The sequence below is a fragment of the Pseudomonas sp. Sample_16 genome, from assembly GCF_004307665.1.
Lineage (GTDB): Bacteria > Pseudomonadota > Gammaproteobacteria > Pseudomonadales > Pseudomonadaceae > Aquipseudomonas.
This window is the reverse complement of record NZ_RCOB01000117.1, coordinates 1-15,613: the sequence shown is the minus strand read 5'-3', so window position 1 is coordinate 15,613 and position 15,613 is coordinate 1. Positions and strand designations below refer to the sequence as shown.

Below are 15,613 nucleotides of genomic sequence, written 5' to 3'. Positions count from 1 at the left end.
GGCGAGGGAGCTTGTCGGATCGCCGCACCGTCCCGCTGGGGCGCGAAGCGGCCCTTAAAGGGACTGCTGCGCAGTCCAGCGGGAGCGAGCTCCCTCGCCACAGGATGCTAATGCTCATTTAAGTGAACAGGATTACACGTGAAGTGGGCTTTTTTATGACTTTCAGGCCTTCAGGCATAGCTCCTGAGGGCTACCGGGGGAATGAACGCCTCAAGCTCATCCTCCACGGCTTCGATGATCCGCTCCACATCGGCGGCATTCATCACCGTCGCACACGGAATACCGGCAATGGCGATCATGGTCTCGCCGGTTGCACGATCAAACAAACGGGCAATCATGCTGCCCGGGGCATCCATGCTGGCCTCGAAACCCATGGGATGAAAATGCCAGCGCATCAGCTGGCAGGCGTTTGGAAAAGTGACCTTGCTGAACCCTTTATTCATGTGTTGCCCACCTTCTTCATCGAGCGCTTCCTTTAGCTCACGTTAGGAGGGAAGAGCCTTCATTGGCTCTACCGATGACAGACTTTAAAAGTAGCACCTGAATGTGAAAAAAATGTGGATTTTTCAGGTCGTTTGGCAATTGCTTCGCATTTTTTATTCACGCCTTTTGGCGCAAACGTTTTCGCAAATATACCGCTATCCGTTTAACCATTGATGCAGAAGCCGAAGTTGGGCAAGCTCGGCTTTTTCACGTCGAGACCTTTATGCACGCCGAGGATGATGGCCCACAGCAAACCCAGGCCACGGCCGAGACGGTCATGCGTTATCACCTGCGTTGGAAACACCGGGATCTCGACGGGGTCATGGCGCTTTACCATCCCGAGATCCAGTACAACGACTTTTTCCAGAACCGCGTGATGGGCCTTGAGCACTTGCGCGAATACGTGCGCAGCAGCATGCCCCGCGATCCGGATGAGGCGCTGGAACATTCGGACCGCATTCGGCTGGACGGCAACACGGCGTTCATTCAGTACCGCATCACCCTGCGTGGCGGCGAAGGGTTGGTGTCGTTTCGCGCCAGTGAAGCGATTACCGTCAAGGACGGGCTGATCTGGCGGGTCAACGAATACGCCTCTGTGGTGCGTGAACAGCCCACCGGTAAAAGCAGCAGCCAGCGGCCGGCGGTCAGTCGCCTGGGCTTGTCACCACGGCAGTTGAGTTTCATGGCCGAGGATCTGCAACAGTATTTCCAGCGCCAGCAACCCTATCTCGACCCTGAACTCGACCTGCAACGGGTGGCAAAGGAGTGCGGGTACAGTCGCAACCAGATTTCCTATTTGCTTAATCAGGTGTTGGGGCAGAGCTTCTATCGCTACGTCAACCAGGCGCGCCTGCAACATCTTCTCGCGGCGCTGGACAACGCCGCACCACCGCTGCGCATCGACGAACTGGCGTTCGCTGCCGGGTTCAATTCGTTGTCGGCGTTCTACAGCTGTTTCCGTCAACACACCGGGCTGTCACCCAAGGCGTATGCCAAACAAATTTCTTTGCGTGCACGCGCGCAAGACAACGCTTGAGCTCACGCACTAGGATCAGCGCCAACGAAGTTTGATTGGCGGAGTCTTGCATGCCGGCGTGGCGCACTATCAGTTTGTGGATGGACCAACTCGACGAGCCGTTGCTGGCGCGTCCGGCGCTGGAACAGGATCTGGACATCGATGTAGCGATCATCGGCGCCGGGTATACCGGACTCTGGACGGCCTACTACCTCAAGCGTCAGGCACCTGGCCTGAACATCGCCATTATCGAGGCGCAAACCGCCGGTTTTGGTGCTTCGGGACGCAATGGCGGCTGGTTGATGGGCAATCTGTTGGGGGAGGACCGGCTGCTTGCCGAGCTGTCACCTGAACAGCGCCGGGCGTCATACGACTTATTGCACAGTATTCCCGATGAAGTGGAAATCGTCCTGGAACGTGAGGGCATCGACTGCGATTATCGCAAAGGTGGAGTGCTGTACTGCGCTGCCCGCTACCCGGAACAGGAAGCCAACCTGCGCCTATACCTGGACAAGCTCTACAAGCAGGGACTCAACGAGCGCGATTACCGCTGGCTCAGCCCTGAACAATTGGCGCAGCAGATCCGTGTCGCCAAACCCTACGGCGGCATCTATGCCCCGCATGTCGCGACCATTCACCCAGCCAAACTGGTACGCGGCCTGGCGCGGACGGTGGAGCGCATGGGTGTGCGGATCTACGAGAACAGCCCGGTGACCCAATGGCAGTCCGGCAGCCTGCACACGGCGAAAGCTTCGGTGCGCAGCCGTTGGATAGTGCCAGCGGTAGAAGGCTATTCGGTAACGTTACCGCCGTTAGGTCGTTATCAACTGCCGGTACAAAGCTTGATCGTCGCCACCGAACCTTTGTCCGCTGCGACCTGGGACGAAATCGGCCTGAGCCGCGGCCAGGCGTTCAGTGAAAGCAGCCGCCAGGTCACTTACGGCCAGCGTACCGCAGACAACCGCCTGGTTTTCGGTGCCCGCGGTGGTTACCAGTTTGCTGGCAAGTTGCGCCACAACTTTGACCTGACCCGCAGTGAAATCGAACTGCGCCGCTATCTGTTCGGTGAGTTGTTCCCGCAACTCAAGAACGTCCAGATCACCCATGGCTGGGGCGGCAATCTTGGCATGTCGCGGCGGTTCAAACCGCACATGCTGTGCGATCAGGCCAGTGGCATCGCCTTGTCCGGCGGTTATGGCGGGGAGGGCGTGGGTGCCAGCAACCTGGGCGGGCGGACGTTGGCTGACCTGATCCTGCAACGCGACACCGAGCAGGTCCGGCAGCCATGGGTCATTCCCCAACGTAGCCTTGATGCACTGCGGGCCTGGGAGCCCGAGCCCTGCCGCTGGCTCGGCTACAACGCGATCATCCGCAGCTTTGTCCACGAAGACCAGACCCTCGCCAACCCGGCCACCGCGCCTTGGCGGCGCAAGCTCGCCAGTGGAGTGGCGGGGTTCATGGAAGGTTTCATGCAGTAACCGACGCGTTCTACAACCACAGGTATTCCCATGAGCATCACGCAATTCAAGAACACCGCAACCCTGCAACTCGAGGAGTCGAACCCGGTCGCCGTGCCGCTCGGCACGCCTGTGGCGGTGGCCTCGACCACCAGTGTCGAGCGCGACGACGGCGTCGAAACCGGCGTCTGGGAATGCACCCCCGGTCGCTGGCGGCGGCAGATCGTTGCCCAGGAATTCTGCCATTTCATCCAGGGCCGCTGCACCTTCACCCCGGACGATGGCGAAACCCTGCACATACAAGCCGGCGATGCACTGATGTTGCCCGCCAACAGCCTCGGTATCTGGGATATCCAGGAAACCGTGCGCAAGACCTACGTTTTGATTTTTTGAGCTCTTAAAAAAACAAAAGCTGATCCTTTGATTGCCTGCCAACAAAAACAAACCCATACAGGAATCGCTCATGATCCGAAAGACACTGACACTGGCCCCGCTGATGCTGGTCGCATCCATCAGCCAGGCGGCTGAAACGGTCAAAATCTACAACTGGTCGGACTACATAGCGCCGGACACTACGAAAAACTTCCAGAAAGAAACCGGCATTGCATTCACCTACGACGTCTATGACAGCAACGAAACCCTTGATGGCAAGCTGATGACCGGCAAATCCGGTTACGACGTGGTGTTTCCTTCGAACCACTTCATGGCGCGGCAAATCGAAGGCGGAGCGCTGAAAAAACTCGACAAGAGCCAGTTGCCGAACTGGAAGAATCTCAATCCGGTGCTGCTCAAGGCACTGCAAACCAACGATCCGGGTAATGAGCACGGCTTCCCGTACCTGTGGGGCAGCACTGGCATCGGCTACAACATTGCCAAGGTCAAAGCGGTGCTCGGCGATAATGCGCCGGTGGATTCCTGGGACCTGATTTTCAAACCGGAAAACATGCAAAAACTGCAAAAATGCGGCGTGGCCATCCTCGACAACGGCCCCGAACTGTTGCCAGCGGCGCTGAATTATCTAGGCCTGCCGCATCACAGCAAAAGTCCGGAAGACTACAAAAAGGCCGAGGCCTTGCTGATGAAGATTCGCCCTTATGTCAGTTACTTCCACTCGTCCAAATACACCAGTGACCTGGCCAACGGTGACATTTGCGTGGCTGTCGGCTTCTCGGGCGACATCCTGCAAGCGGAAAACCGCGCCAGGGAAGCCAAAAATGGTGTCGACATCGGCTACTCGATTCCCAAGGAAGGCGCAGCGATCTGGTTCGACATGGTTGCCATGCCTGTAGATGCTCCGGACGAAAAGGCCGGTTATGCGTTCATGAATTACCTGCTGCGCCCCGACGTCATGGCCAGTATCAGTAACTACGTGCATTACGCCAATGGCAATGAACAGGCAGACAGCCTGATCGACCCGGCCATCAAGAATGACACCAAGGTCTACCCGAGCCCGGAAATGATGGGCAAATTGTTCGCCCTGGAAGCCATGCCACTGAACATCGATCGGATTCGGACACGGCTATGGAACAAGATCCGTACCGGTAGCTGATTTGTCAGACGGCAGCACCTGAAGGCCTCATTACCAGCCTGCTGGCGATGAGGCCGGTACATTCGACATTGTTGGTGCCCGATACGCCGCCATCGTGAGCAGCTCGCTCCAGGTGAACCCCACCGGTCAGTCTTCCTTGCGAATGGTGGACACCTCGTCAGACCTGACCTTGACCTTCGCCCCGGAAATATCCTCGAACTCGTAGAAGCCGTCCTTGGTTTTGGTTTTCGGCATGTCCTTGGTCAAATATTGGGTGCCGTTCTGCAAGGTAACCACCGTTGGGGTAGAACAACCGGCGAGTGCCAATGAGGCCGCTATCGCCACGGACATACCCAAAGTCTTGATATTCATAACTCACACTCCCACAAAAAAGACCGACTGTTGCTTTAGACAGTGCCTGTAACGCGGTTGGTGCCGTGGATCGGCGGAAAGTTCTGCGCGCCGGAAAAAATACCTGACAGCGCCGCCGCTTATCCTTTTCCGTTTGCACCGGGCAGGCCGTTGCTGGTATCTGTACGCATAACCAGTATTCGTTCCCATGGCTCCCATTCCCCGTGACAGCAAAACCCCTCGACGATCCGTTCTACTACTTGAACAACTTCATGCAAGTCATTGATTGGCTTGAACATCGCTATGCCGATGTGCTGGCTGACGAGGAACAGCGCTTCATTACCGACTTCAAAGGGTTACCTCGCGAGTCCCGGGCCTTGCTGGTCCGCCTGATCATGCGCAAGGGCATTCACTTCAGAGCGGGTAAATTGCATTACCCCGAAATTGGCGACATCGCCGCCGCTGCCAGCCCGTTGCTGGCGTTGGTGTGGGTTGATCAACAAATGCCCCTGGCGGTGGAGACGCTGTTCGAGGTGTTGCTCAAAGCCGAAATTCTCCAATGTCTGGGTACGGCCATTGATCAGCCAAAAGGAAAAAAGACTGACTGGCTACCGGCACTGAGCGAGCAGTTTCCCGAGGCTCGCACCTTCAGGCAATGGTGCCCGACGCTGGACGACCAGTTGTTCAGCCTGACGATCATGGGCTTGTGTGATCGCCTGCGCTTGATGTTTTTTGGCAATCTTTACCAGGATTGGTCCGAGTTCGTGCTGGCGGACCTGGGTATCTTTACCTATGAAAAAGTCGACTTTTGCGCCGACTCGCGAGGCCTGCGCAGCCGCGAAGACGTGGATGCCTGCATGTTCCTGCACCATTGCCAGCAACTGTTCGAGGCCGGTGAAGCGCTGGGGGATGTTATCGGACAGGTCAACGGGCTGACATTGAGCAACCCATGGCTGCAACGGCGCCGCGAGAAACTGCTGTTCCAGATCGCTCAGCATTGCGAGCGCATCGCCGATTTCGCCTCTGCGCTGACGCTGTATCGCCAGTGCAGATATCCCGGCGCGCGGTTGCGGTTGATCCGCGTACTGGAGCGCTGCGGTGAATTCGAATTGGCACTGGCGTTGGCCACCCAGGCCGAACAGGCACCGGAAAGTGCCGCCGAGCAACAAGTGCTGCTGCGGATGCTGCCAAGGCTGCGGCGCAAGCTCGGCGGGCCGCCAATGAAACGCGCCTCACCCCGGCAAATGCTGCGCCTGGACCTGCAATTGCCACGCACGGACCTGGCGTTGTCGGTGGAGCATTACGTGCAGGCGCACCTCACGCAGGATGAGGCACCGGTCCACTATGTGGAAAACACGCTGATCAACTCGTTATTCGGTCTGTTGTGCTGGCCGGCGATTTTCGCGCCGTTGCCCGGGGCTTTCTTCCACCCGTTCCAGCGTGGCCCGGTGGACCTGCTCAACGAGGATTTCCATGAGCGCCGCGCAGATCTGTTCCAGGCGTGCCTGGCAGAACTCGATGACGGGCGTTATCGGCAGACCATCCGTGAACGCTTTAGCGAAAAATGGGGGGTGCAGTCGCCGTTCGTGTTCTGGGGAGCGCTCAACGAAGCGTTGCTGGAGCAGGCACTGGATTGTTTGCCGGCGGAACACCTCAAGCACTGGTTCAATCGACTGTTACTCGACATCAAGGCCAATCGCGCGGGCATGCCCGACTTGATCCAGTTCTGGCCGCAGCAAAAAACCTACCGCATGATCGAAGTCAAAGGGCCAGGGGATCGCTTGCAGGATAACCAGCTGCGCTGGCTGGAGTTCTGTCATGAGCACGGCATGCCGATTGCCGTTTGCTATGTGCAATGGGCGGAGCAAGCCGCTTGAGCTACAGCATTGCCGTGCGGGCGCTGTGTGAATTTACCGCCAAGGTCGGTGACCTTGACCTGCGCTTCACACCGTCGCCGACAGCGCTGGAAGGCATTGTCGGCCATCGCACGGTAGCGTCCCGGCGCAGCGAGGGTTACCAGAGTGAAGTCGCGCTTGAAGGGTTGTTCAAAAGCCTGAAGGTCAAGGGCAGGGCGGACGGCTACGATCCGACGCAGAACTGCCTGGAAGAAGTCAAAACCTACCGCGGCGACTTGAACAAGCAACCGGCCAACCACCGTCAACTGCATTGGGCTCAAGCGAAGGTCTACGGCTGGTTGATGTGCCAGAAACTGGCGCTTGAGAAGATCAATCTGGCGCTGGTGTATTTCGATATCGTCAGCGAAAAGGAAACCTGTCTGGTCGAGTCTTTCAGCGCCGGGCAACTGCAAGTGTTCTTCGAGCAACATTGCCGCCTGTTTCTGCACTGGGCTGAACAGGAAGAGGCTCATCGCGAAGCACGTAATGGCGCCGCCCAGCAATTGCAATTCCCCCATGCCGGTTTCCGCCCGGGCCAGCGACATCTTGCCGAGTCCGTGTTCAAGGCAGTCAGCACCGGCCGTTGCCTGATGGCCCAGGCACCGACAGGGATCGGCAAGACCGTCGGCACTTTGTTTCCGATGCTCAAGGCCCTGGCGCCGCAGCAACTGGACAAAGTGTTCTTCCTGACGGCAAAAACGCCGGGGCGCAAACTGGCCCTGGATGCCGCGCAGGTGATTCTCGACAGCGCCGATGCGCCACCCTTGCGCGTCCTGGAAATGATCGCCCGGGACAAGGCTTGCGAGCATCCAGGCAGCGCCTGTCACGGCGAATCCTGTCCGCTGGCACGGGGTTTTTATGATCGCCTGCCCGCGGCACGGCAAGCTGCCAGTGAGTTGCGTCTGCTGGATCAGAATGCGCTGCGTGAGGTCGCCCTGGCGCACCAGGTCTGTCCTTACTACTTGAGCCAGGAAATGGCGCGCTGGGCCGACGTCGTGGTGGCCGACTACAACTATTACTTCGATTTCAGCGCGTTGTTGTTCGGGCTATGCCAGGCCAACCAATTGAAAGTCGCGGTATTGGTGGACGAAGCCCACAACCTGGTGGAGCGCGGTCGTCAGATGTACAGCGCCAGCCTCGACCAGGCGACGCTCAATGGCGTGCGTAAAACCGCCCCCGAGGCATTGAAAAAGCCACTGCAACGGGTAAACCGTGAATGGAACGCCCTGCATAGCCAGCAACTCGGCGTCTATCAGGCTTATGACAAACCTCCGGAAAAGTTGCTCCAGGCGTTGTCATCCTGCAGCGCAAGCATCGGCGACTTTCTGAACGATCACCCGCAGGGGCTGGACAGCGCGCTACAGAGCTTTTACTTCGACATGCTGCAGTTTTGCCGTGTGGGCGAACTCTTTGACGAGCAGTACCTGTTCGACATCAGCAAGCGTGATCTCGATCGCAAACGCAATCTCTCGCAACTCTGTCTGCGCAACGTGGTGCCGGCGGGGTTCATCGGCCCCCGTTTGACGGCAGCGCGTAGCACCGTGCTGTTTTCCGCGACGCTTAGCCCCAGGCACTATTACGCCGACTTGCTGGGAACACCGGCGAGCACCGTGTGCATTGATGTTGAATCGCCGTTTCATGCCGACCAATTGCAGGTGCACATCGTCAACCGCATCTCCACCCGTTTTGTTCATCGTCAGGCGTCACTCGCACCGATCGTTGAATTGATTGCCCGGCAGTTCAGCCAGCGCCCGGGCAATTACCTGGCTTTTTTCAGCAGCTTCGATTACCTGCAGCAAGTTGCACAGCTATTGGCCGAACGCCATCCGCAGATCAATCTGTGGTCGCAATCGCGGGGGATGACAGAGGAACAACGCCAGCAGTTTCTCGATCAATTCACCGCCGATGGCCAAGGTGTCGGCTTTGCCGTACTGGGCGGGGCGTTTGGCGAGGGCATCGATTTGCCGGGGGCGCGCCTGATCGGCGCGTTTATCGCCACCCTTGGGCTGGCACAGCTCAATCCCGTCAATGAGCAAATGAAACGGCGCATGGCGGCGATATTTGGTGCCGGTTACGACTACACGTACCTGTTTCCCGGCGTACAAAAAGTGGTCCAGGCCGCAGGCCGGGTGATTCGCACACAACAGGATCAAGGCGTGGTGATGTTGATCGATGACCGCTTTGGCGAGAGCAAGGTCAAGCAATTGCTGCCGCGATGGTGGTCTGTGTAACCAACGCTTTTTCACCCCGGCCAGTAGGATTTTTTACCTTTAAAAACATTGACATACCTTGAAGCAAACGACGATTTGAACAATCACCGAAAGCACACTTTATTGAAATGACCGGGTATCACTCTCACCCGGTTCTTTGATAAGGAAATCAAGCCATGTCAGAAACACCAAAGTACGCCCATACGCCTGCAGACGTGTCCAAAGCACTCAACGAAATCACGGCCACACTGTTCGCCGGTAAAACCGCCGAAACCCCGCCCAAACTGTTGGTCACTGCAGGATTACAGGGCTCAGGTAAAACCTATCTGCTTGAAAAGGAACTGCTGCCTTCAGGGCAATACGCCAATTATGTTCGGCTGTACTTGCCCGAGTATCGAGAAAAGCACCCTCAATACGCGGACATGATCAAGGAAGGGGGCCTGCATGCGTATGCCCACACAGAGAAGTTTGTTCGAGAACTCAGCGGCAAAATCTTTATCGAGGCACTCACACGCAAATACAACCTCATCATGGAATGCGCCTTCGATGACATCCGCTTTTCCGATTTGTCGTCCATCGCTAATGGCTATCGTCTGGAAGCCCATGTCGTCGGTTGCAACCAGGCGTTTGCGCACGTGTCCAGCATCAAGAGGGCACTCAAAAGTCTTGAAAACAAGGAGCTGGAACGCTTTGTCAGCTATTCGACCCTCACGGCCAGCATGAGTAACGCGCAGGCCATCCTTCTTGCGTTTGAGGCCATCGCCAAAGTGCATAGCGGTTCACAGATCCTTTTGTATGAACGCGGATTGGGGACCTTGAACGAGCGCACTTTGCGGGCTCACAGTACCTACACTAGAGATGCCAGGGACAATCTCAACGTCAGCGAGTCGACAAAGGCATACACCTACAGCGAGTACCAAGCCATCATCGACAAGAAGGTCTACACCATGGCGGAGCGTAACGAAATGGTGAAAGACTGCCATTTGGCATTGCTCAAGACTGGAGCCCACGCCAGGCAAGTGCCGGATTTTGTATATAACGACCTGTATACCTATATCGAAAAGTACGTGTACCGGTAAAATCCGCGTGGCGTCTATATGACGCAAATACTGGAGCTTTCCAATCCTGCGGTTTGTCGCATACTTCAAAGCAAGCATAAACGGGTGAGGGGTCAATGAGCGAAGATCGAACCAATACCGACGGCTTCGAGGACAAGCGACTTCGTTTGTTGATCGATGCGGTGGTTGACTATGCGATCTACATGATTGATCCCGATGGCATCATCACCAGCTGGAACGCCGGTGCCAGGCGTTTCAAGGGGTATGACGAAGACGAAATCCTTGGTCAGCACTTCTCGCGTTTTTACACCGAAGAGGATCGCCGTGCCGGGTTGCCGCAAAAGGCCCTTGATACGGCGATTCGAGAAGGGCGTTTCGAAGGTGAAGGCTGGCGCGTACGCAAGGACGGCACGTATTTCTGGTCTCACGTGGTGATCGATCCGATTCTCGATCCAACAGGCAAGTTACTGGGATTCGCCAAGATCACCCGCGACCTGACCGATCGCAAAATGGCTGAAGAAACCCTCAAGCAAAGCGAACAGCAATTCCGCTTGCTGGTGCAAAGTGTCACCGATTACGCCATCTACATGCTCGATCCCCGCGGCCATGTGACCAACTGGAACCTGGGGGCCCAGCGCATCAAGGGCTATTTGCCGGAAGAAGTCATCGGTCAGCACTTTTCAATGTTCTACACGCCTGAAGACCGCGAGGCTGGAGAACCGCTACGCACGCTGAGCATCGCTACGAATGAAGGGCGATTCGAAAACAAGGGTTGGCGCGTTCGCAAGGACGGCACGCGTTTTCTGGCCCACGTGGTGGTCGATCCGATTTGGGGAGAAACCGGCACCTTGCTCGGTTTCGCCAAGATTACCCGTGACATCACTGAAGTCACCCAGGCGCAACAAGCCCTGGAGCAAACCCGCGAGGCATTGTTCCAGGCGCAGAAAATGCAAGCCATTGGTCAGCTCAGCGGCGGGATTGCCCATGACTTCAACAATTTGCTCACGGTGATTCTTGGCAATCTGGAGATTGTGCGCAAACGCCTGGCTGATGATCCGAAAATCGTTCGCCTGCTGGACAATGCGACCCAGGGCGCGCAGCGCGGTGTTTCCCTGACTCAAAGGATGCTGGCATTTGCCAGACGCCAGGAACTGAAATCCGAGCCGGTCGAAATTCCCGTGCTGGTGCAAGGCATTTCCGGCTTGCTGCGCAGTTCGCTCGGGCCGTCAGTGGTTCTGCAAACCCGCTTTCCTCCAGAGATCGAACCGGTCATGGCGGATGTCAATCAGCTGGAACTGGCCGTGCTCAACCTGGTCACCAATGCCCGTGATGCAATGCCCAACGGTGGCACGATCATCATCAGCGCCCGTAAAGCCGATGCCCGGGATGAGCCCTGGCCTTTACCCGATGACGGGCGCTATGTCTGCCTGAGCATCAGCGACACCGGGGACGGCATGGATGAGGCCACTCTGGGATCGGCGATGGATCCGTTTTTCACCACCAAAGGGCTTGGCAAAGGCACCGGGCTGGGTTTGTCGATGGTCCATGGATTTGTCGAGCAACTGGGCGGGCGGTTCATTCTCAAAAGCCAAAAGAATCACGGCACCACAGCCGAACTGTGGTTACCCGTCGCATCGGAGGGAGCGGTAGCGGTCCAGGTTGCCGACCCAGCCAAAACGCCAGAGACCCATCGGTTGTGTGTGTTGGTGGTCGATGACGACAGCCTGGTACTGACCAGCACGTGCCTGCTGCTCGAAGACCTCGGCCATCGGGTTATCACCGCGACGTCAGGTGCTCAGGGGCTTGAATTGTTTGAGGTCAATCCCACCATTGATCTGGTGATCACCGACATGGCAATGCCAGAAATGAACGGTGCACAACTGGCGGATGCGATCCGCGCCGTGAAACCCGACATACCGATCATTCTCGCTACCGGCTACGCCGAGCGACTGGAAGGCTTCGCTGCCAGGCTGCCACGGCTCTCAAAGCCGTTCACCCAGCTCAATCTGGTGAAATCGATTGCCTCGGCAATGAAATAACTGCGCAAAAAAAGGCCTGACGAAAGCCAGGCCTGTGTGTGTCGTGGCTCATCAGGCAGCCATGTGCGATTCGCTGAATTGCTTTTTGAGCTGGGTTTTCAGGGTTTCCATTTGTGTTCCGAGTTCTTCCAGTTCAGCTTTGCCGAGCAATTTCTTCGCTTGAGGAAACATTTCAGTCTCTTCCTCTTCAATGTGGTGCTCCAGCAACTCCTTGACCACTTTGACGCGACCAGCGAATTCAGGGGTCGACGGGTCGGTGTGTTTCAGATCCGGCAAAACCAGTGAATCAACGGTGCGGTGTTCTTCCTTGGCTTCGTAATACATGACGTCCTGTTCTTTGCCGCCGGCTTTTTTGTACGCCGGATACAGAATTTCTTCTTCGAGACGGGTGTGAATGGAAATCTCCATTTCCAGTTTGTTAAGCAGCTCTGTGCGTTTTTTTACGCCGCGCTCGGTGGATTCGCTCAATTGGCTCAAAATACCCTTTACGCGTTCATGGTCGGCTTTCAACAGGTCGATGGCATTCATGGTCAGGTCTCTCAAATCGTCACGGATGGGGTAGGGCGCAAACGGTCTCGATGCCGAAGGTCGCTCATGGGAATGGAGCATTTGTCGTGCCGTTTCTGACTGATTTATAAAAACCTGAAACATCAAAGACATAGGATTGAGTGCTGGCAAATGGAAGTCATGCAGGGTGCATGAGTTCGAAGATTGACTCATGCAGTTCGCGGTCCTGCCACTGGCTTTTTGCGCTGCTCATAACGGGCAAGGACCGGCTGGGTGCTGATGCCGTGGATCAAAATGCTAAGCGCGACCACGGACAATGTCAGGTCAGTGCATAGCGTCGCCACCGCTGGGTTCAGCCCGTGATTGAGGACATAGAACAGGTAATAAAAGCTGCCGATCCCGCGTATGCCGAACCAGCCGATCAGCAGTCGTTGCCGACCGTCGAGCAGGTTCCCCCAAGGTATGAGCGCGACACTCATGGGACGAATCAGGCAAAACAACACTCCTGCGATGGCCAGTGCGCGCCAATCCCAATGCGCCATCAACACCACGCCGAGCAGCGTCACCAAAAAAACTTCCATGGCACGTTCCACCAGACTGCCGAAGGACAGCATGTCGCCGATCATGATCCCGGCCGCGACTTGCGTTTCCTCCAGATGCTCCACGTCGCCATGCACCGCGGCGTCAGGCTCGACGTTCTGATGGCCGACCACCGCTTGGACCAGATGCTCTGCCGGTGGTTGGGAATCTCCCGTGGATTTGACCTCCGCACCACGCAGGCCGAGGCCCGCAGCGAATACCGAAAGGAACCCGTAGCCATGCACCGACTCGGCGGCGACATAGGCCAGTGCGATCAGAGCAAAAGTCAGATAATCATTGGGGGAGACTGTGCTGTCGGCGTTTCTGATGCGCATCGACAAGGTCAGCCGGCCGATGCCACGGCCCATGCAATAACCGATCAGCAAACCGGCGGGAACTGCCCACAACAGTCGTTTGAGCGCCCATTCATCGAGCCAGGCCGCCGATGAGGCCTCACCCTGTTGAATAAACAGCAGGCCGAGGATCACAAACGGAAACGCGATCCCGTCGTTCAATCCAGCTTCGCCGGAAAGCCCGAAGCGGACAGGATCGTCATCCTTGGCATCATTGACTTGAACCAGCGATGCCAATACCGGGTCGGTCGGCGCCAGTATTGCGCCGATCAGCAGCGAAGGTCCCCACGCCAGATCGAAAATAAAATGCAGCATCAGGCAGACGCCGGTGATGCTCAGGAGCATCACCGGTCCCGCCAGCCCATAGGCCACGCGCCATTTGCGATCCTTGAGCGGCAGCCGCAACTTGAGCCCGCAGACGAACAAAGAAAAGAGCACCGCGACTTCCGTCAGGTGCTCCATCCAGAACGACGCGTCCTTGATATCCAGCCTGAGCCAACCGAGGCCTGCCGGCCCGATGGCCACGCCCAACAGCAGGCACACTGCCGATGTGGTCACCGGCATCCACCGCAGGTACGACGAGGTGAGTGCCAAAGTCAGCAGCACGGCCCCCAGCACGGCGACCCAGATGATGAAGCTCATGGCTTCGGTGTTCAACCGACAGTAGCGCGCAAATACTCAGGCGTAAGCACGTTGAACCACAGCAGGATCATTTCCACCAGGATGGTCACCAGCACCAACAGCCCGACGCCCCAGACGCAAGCGGAGTTGAGCAGGCCTTGTTCCCTGCGCTCATGCATGAACGTCGGCAAGCCAACGAACAGCAGGAAGGTCGAGTAGACCGACGCCGCGCCTAATACCAGGATGGCCAGCCAGCGGCTCGGGTACAGCCCCGCAATACCGGCGAGGAAAAACGGGGTGACGGTGTAGGCGGCAAAACCGATGCATTGATTGAGAGTCGGGCGTGCGTCGAAGGTACGCGACATCCAGCGGATGAACATGCCCATTACGGCGACGCCCACGAGGATGCTGACGTAAAGCAGTATGCACAGTTGTAACGCACTGGCCGCGCTGAGCTTGACCGTTTCGTTTTCCGCCAGGCTCCAGCCTACGTAGGTGGTCCCAATGAACAGACACACCGGGGGGATCAAAGCGAGCAACAGTAAATGTGCAAGATAATGACGTGGATGCGCTTCCTCTTCCTTGCGAATATCCGTCCACGCATAGTTCGGTTGAGTAAACAGCTTGACGATAGGTGCGGACATGGCGACCTCCTGATATCCAAAGGCCCGCCTGAGGTGGGCCTATGGAGTGTTGAGCGCCGCAAGCGTCGACCGGTTCCATTTTTCGGGATCGCCGGGTATCAGAGGATAGGCTTGCCACCCGTGACGCCAAAGCGCTGGCCGGTGATATAGCTGCCTTCGTCGCTTGCCAACAGCACATAGATGGGCGCGACTTCAACCGGTTGCCCGGGGCGCCCAAGGGGGGTATTGCCACCAAAATTCTGCACCTTGTCTTCAGGCATGGTCGAAACGATCAGCGGCGTCCAGATTGGCCCAGGCGCGACGCTGTTTACCCGAATGTTCTTCGGTCCCAGCATCTGGGCAAGGCCGGCAGAAAAATTGGCAATCGCGCCCTTGGTGGTGGCGTACGCCAGCAGCGTCGGGTTAGGAAAGTCCGAGTTGACCGAACTGGTGTTGATGATCGAGCTGCCCGGCTGCATATGTTTGAGTGCTGCCTGGCAAATCCTGAAAATGGCCGTGATGTTGACGTCGAAGGTCATCACCCATTCTTCATCGGGAATGTCTTCGAGGTTTTCGTGGGTCATCTGGAATGCGGCGTTGTTGACCAGCACATCGATGCGTCCGAAGCGCTCGACGGTTTTCTCGACCAGTGCCTGGCAATGCACTTTGTGCGCCAGGTCGCCGGGTAGCAACAGGCATTGGCGCCCAGCCTGTTCGACCCAACGGGCGGTTTCCTCGGCATCTTCCTGTTCATCAAGGTAGGCAATGGCCACATCCGCGCCTTCACGGGCAAACGCTATCGCCACCGCACGGCCAATGCCGCTGTCGCCACCAGTGATCAGGGCAATCTTGCCGTTCAGGCGTCCCGAGCCTTTATAGCTTTGCTCGCCACAG

Annotated in this window: 14 protein-coding genes; 8 read left to right on the top strand and 6 right to left on the bottom strand. The window is 57.2% G+C overall.

The genetic code is table 11. The features are described 5' to 3' along the window. Positions 1-170 precede the first annotated feature (170 nt). On the bottom strand, positions 171-443 hold the full coding sequence (locus D8U69_RS16580; RefSeq protein WP_034148820.1) for a DUF1652 domain-containing protein: 273 nt from the start codon (positions 441-443) through the stop codon (positions 171-173). Positions 444-706: 263 nt separating this feature from the next. On the opposite strand from D8U69_RS16580, the gene D8U69_RS16575 reads away from it, so the two are divergent. From D8U69_RS16575 to D8U69_RS16560, 4 genes are all read left to right on the top strand, one after another. Continuing rightward, positions 707-1,519: a nuclear transport factor 2 family protein gene (locus tag D8U69_RS16575; RefSeq protein WP_056855387.1), complete on the top strand. Its 813-nt coding sequence runs from the start codon at positions 707-709 to the stop codon at positions 1,517-1,519. A gap of 50 nt (positions 1,520-1,569) precedes the next feature. Next, positions 1,570-2,976, top strand: coding sequence for an FAD-dependent oxidoreductase (locus D8U69_RS16570; protein WP_130907741.1), 1,407 nt, complete (start codon positions 1,570-1,572; stop codon positions 2,974-2,976). A 30-nt stretch (positions 2,977-3,006) separates the two neighbouring features. Then, the gene (locus D8U69_RS16565; RefSeq protein ID WP_056855385.1) at positions 3,007-3,348 is read left to right on the top strand and encodes a cupin domain-containing protein; all 342 of its coding nucleotides are present in this window, start codon (positions 3,007-3,009) and stop codon (positions 3,346-3,348) included. 70 nt (positions 3,349-3,418) lie between these two features. Continuing rightward, positions 3,419-4,504, top strand: a complete 1,086-nt coding sequence (locus D8U69_RS16560; protein WP_130907740.1) for a polyamine ABC transporter substrate-binding protein — start codon at positions 3,419-3,421, stop codon at positions 4,502-4,504. Between the two features lie 126 nt (positions 4,505-4,630). Here D8U69_RS16560 and D8U69_RS16555 read toward each other — a convergent pair whose 3' ends face one another. After that, entirely contained in the window at positions 4,631-4,855 is a 225-nt protein-coding gene (locus tag D8U69_RS16555; RefSeq protein WP_130904878.1) for a YgdI/YgdR family lipoprotein, read from the bottom strand. A 203-nt stretch (positions 4,856-5,058) separates the two neighbouring features. On the opposite strand from D8U69_RS16555, the gene D8U69_RS16550 reads away from it, so the two are divergent. The 4 genes from D8U69_RS16550 (at position 5,059) to D8U69_RS16535 (ending at position 12,036) form a co-directional block, all read left to right on the top strand. Further along, the gene (locus D8U69_RS16550; protein ID WP_347238265.1) at positions 5,059-6,711 is read left to right on the top strand and encodes a VRR-NUC domain-containing protein; all 1,653 of its coding nucleotides are present in this window, start codon (positions 5,059-5,061) and stop codon (positions 6,709-6,711) included. Continuing rightward, the gene (locus D8U69_RS16545) at positions 6,708-8,960 is read left to right on the top strand and encodes an ATP-dependent DNA helicase (RefSeq protein WP_130907739.1); all 2,253 of its coding nucleotides are present in this window, start codon (positions 6,708-6,710) and stop codon (positions 8,958-8,960) included. The genes D8U69_RS16550 and D8U69_RS16545 overlap by 4 nt, the downstream gene beginning before the upstream one ends. A 155-nt stretch (positions 8,961-9,115) precedes the next feature. Next, positions 9,116-10,018 carry a zeta toxin family protein gene (locus tag D8U69_RS16540; RefSeq protein ID WP_130907738.1) on the top strand — a complete coding sequence of 301 codons (903 nt, stop codon included), beginning with the start codon at positions 9,116-9,118 and terminating at the stop codon, positions 10,016-10,018. A gap of 95 nt (positions 10,019-10,113) precedes the next feature. After that, positions 10,114-12,036 carry a PAS domain-containing sensor histidine kinase gene (locus D8U69_RS16535; RefSeq protein WP_130907737.1) on the top strand — a complete coding sequence of 641 codons (1,923 nt, stop codon included), beginning with the start codon at positions 10,114-10,116 and terminating at the stop codon, positions 12,034-12,036. Positions 12,037-12,087: 51 nt separating this feature from the next. Here the strand turns inward: D8U69_RS16535 and D8U69_RS16530 are convergent, their stop codons facing one another. The 4 genes from D8U69_RS16530 to D8U69_RS16515 form a co-directional block, all read right to left on the bottom strand. Continuing rightward, complete coding sequence (locus D8U69_RS16530) at positions 12,088-12,564, bottom strand: hemerythrin domain-containing protein (protein WP_056855379.1); 477 nt, start codon at positions 12,562-12,564, stop codon at positions 12,088-12,090. Between the two features lie 188 nt (positions 12,565-12,752). Next, positions 12,753-14,117: a sodium:proton antiporter gene (locus D8U69_RS16525; RefSeq protein WP_130907736.1), complete on the bottom strand. Its 1,365-nt coding sequence runs from the start codon at positions 14,115-14,117 to the stop codon at positions 12,753-12,755. 11 nt (positions 14,118-14,128) lie between these two features. Then, on the bottom strand, positions 14,129-14,740 hold the full coding sequence (locus tag D8U69_RS16520) for a Yip1 family protein (protein ID WP_130907735.1): 612 nt from the start codon (positions 14,738-14,740) through the stop codon (positions 14,129-14,131). A gap of 98 nt (positions 14,741-14,838) precedes the next feature. Next, positions 14,839-15,613: glucose 1-dehydrogenase (locus D8U69_RS16515; protein WP_130907734.1), on the bottom strand; the 775-nt coding region annotated here is incomplete at its 5' end.

Bases quoted from the DNA above. Each gene is read 5' to 3' on its own strand.
- D8U69_RS16580 (WP_034148820.1), bottom strand. From the start codon at position 443: ATGAATAAAGGGTTCAGCAAGGTCACTTTTCCAAACGCCTGCCAGCTG.
- D8U69_RS16525 (WP_130907736.1), bottom strand. From the start codon at position 14,117: ATGAGCTTCATCATCTGGGTCGCCGTGCTGGGGGCCGTGCTGCTGACT.
- D8U69_RS16575 (WP_056855387.1), top strand. From the start codon at position 707: ATGCACGCCGAGGATGATGGCCCACAGCAAACCCAGGCCACGGCCGAG.
- D8U69_RS16560 (WP_130907740.1), top strand. From the start codon at position 3,419: ATGATCCGAAAGACACTGACACTGGCCCCGCTGATGCTGGTCGCATCC.
- D8U69_RS16565 (WP_056855385.1), top strand. From the start codon at position 3,007: ATGAGCATCACGCAATTCAAGAACACCGCAACCCTGCAACTCGAGGAG.
- D8U69_RS16555 (WP_130904878.1), bottom strand. From the start codon at position 4,855: ATGAATATCAAGACTTTGGGTATGTCCGTGGCGATAGCGGCCTCATTG.
- D8U69_RS16530 (WP_056855379.1), bottom strand. From the start codon at position 12,564: ATGAATGCCATCGACCTGTTGAAAGCCGACCATGAACGCGTAAAGGGT.
- D8U69_RS16535 (WP_130907737.1), top strand. From the start codon at position 10,114: ATGAGCGAAGATCGAACCAATACCGACGGCTTCGAGGACAAGCGACTT.
- D8U69_RS16540 (WP_130907738.1), top strand. From the start codon at position 9,116: ATGTCAGAAACACCAAAGTACGCCCATACGCCTGCAGACGTGTCCAAA.
- D8U69_RS16570 (WP_130907741.1), top strand. From the start codon at position 1,570: ATGCCGGCGTGGCGCACTATCAGTTTGTGGATGGACCAACTCGACGAG.
- D8U69_RS16520 (WP_130907735.1), bottom strand. From the start codon at position 14,740: ATGTCCGCACCTATCGTCAAGCTGTTTACTCAACCGAACTATGCGTGG.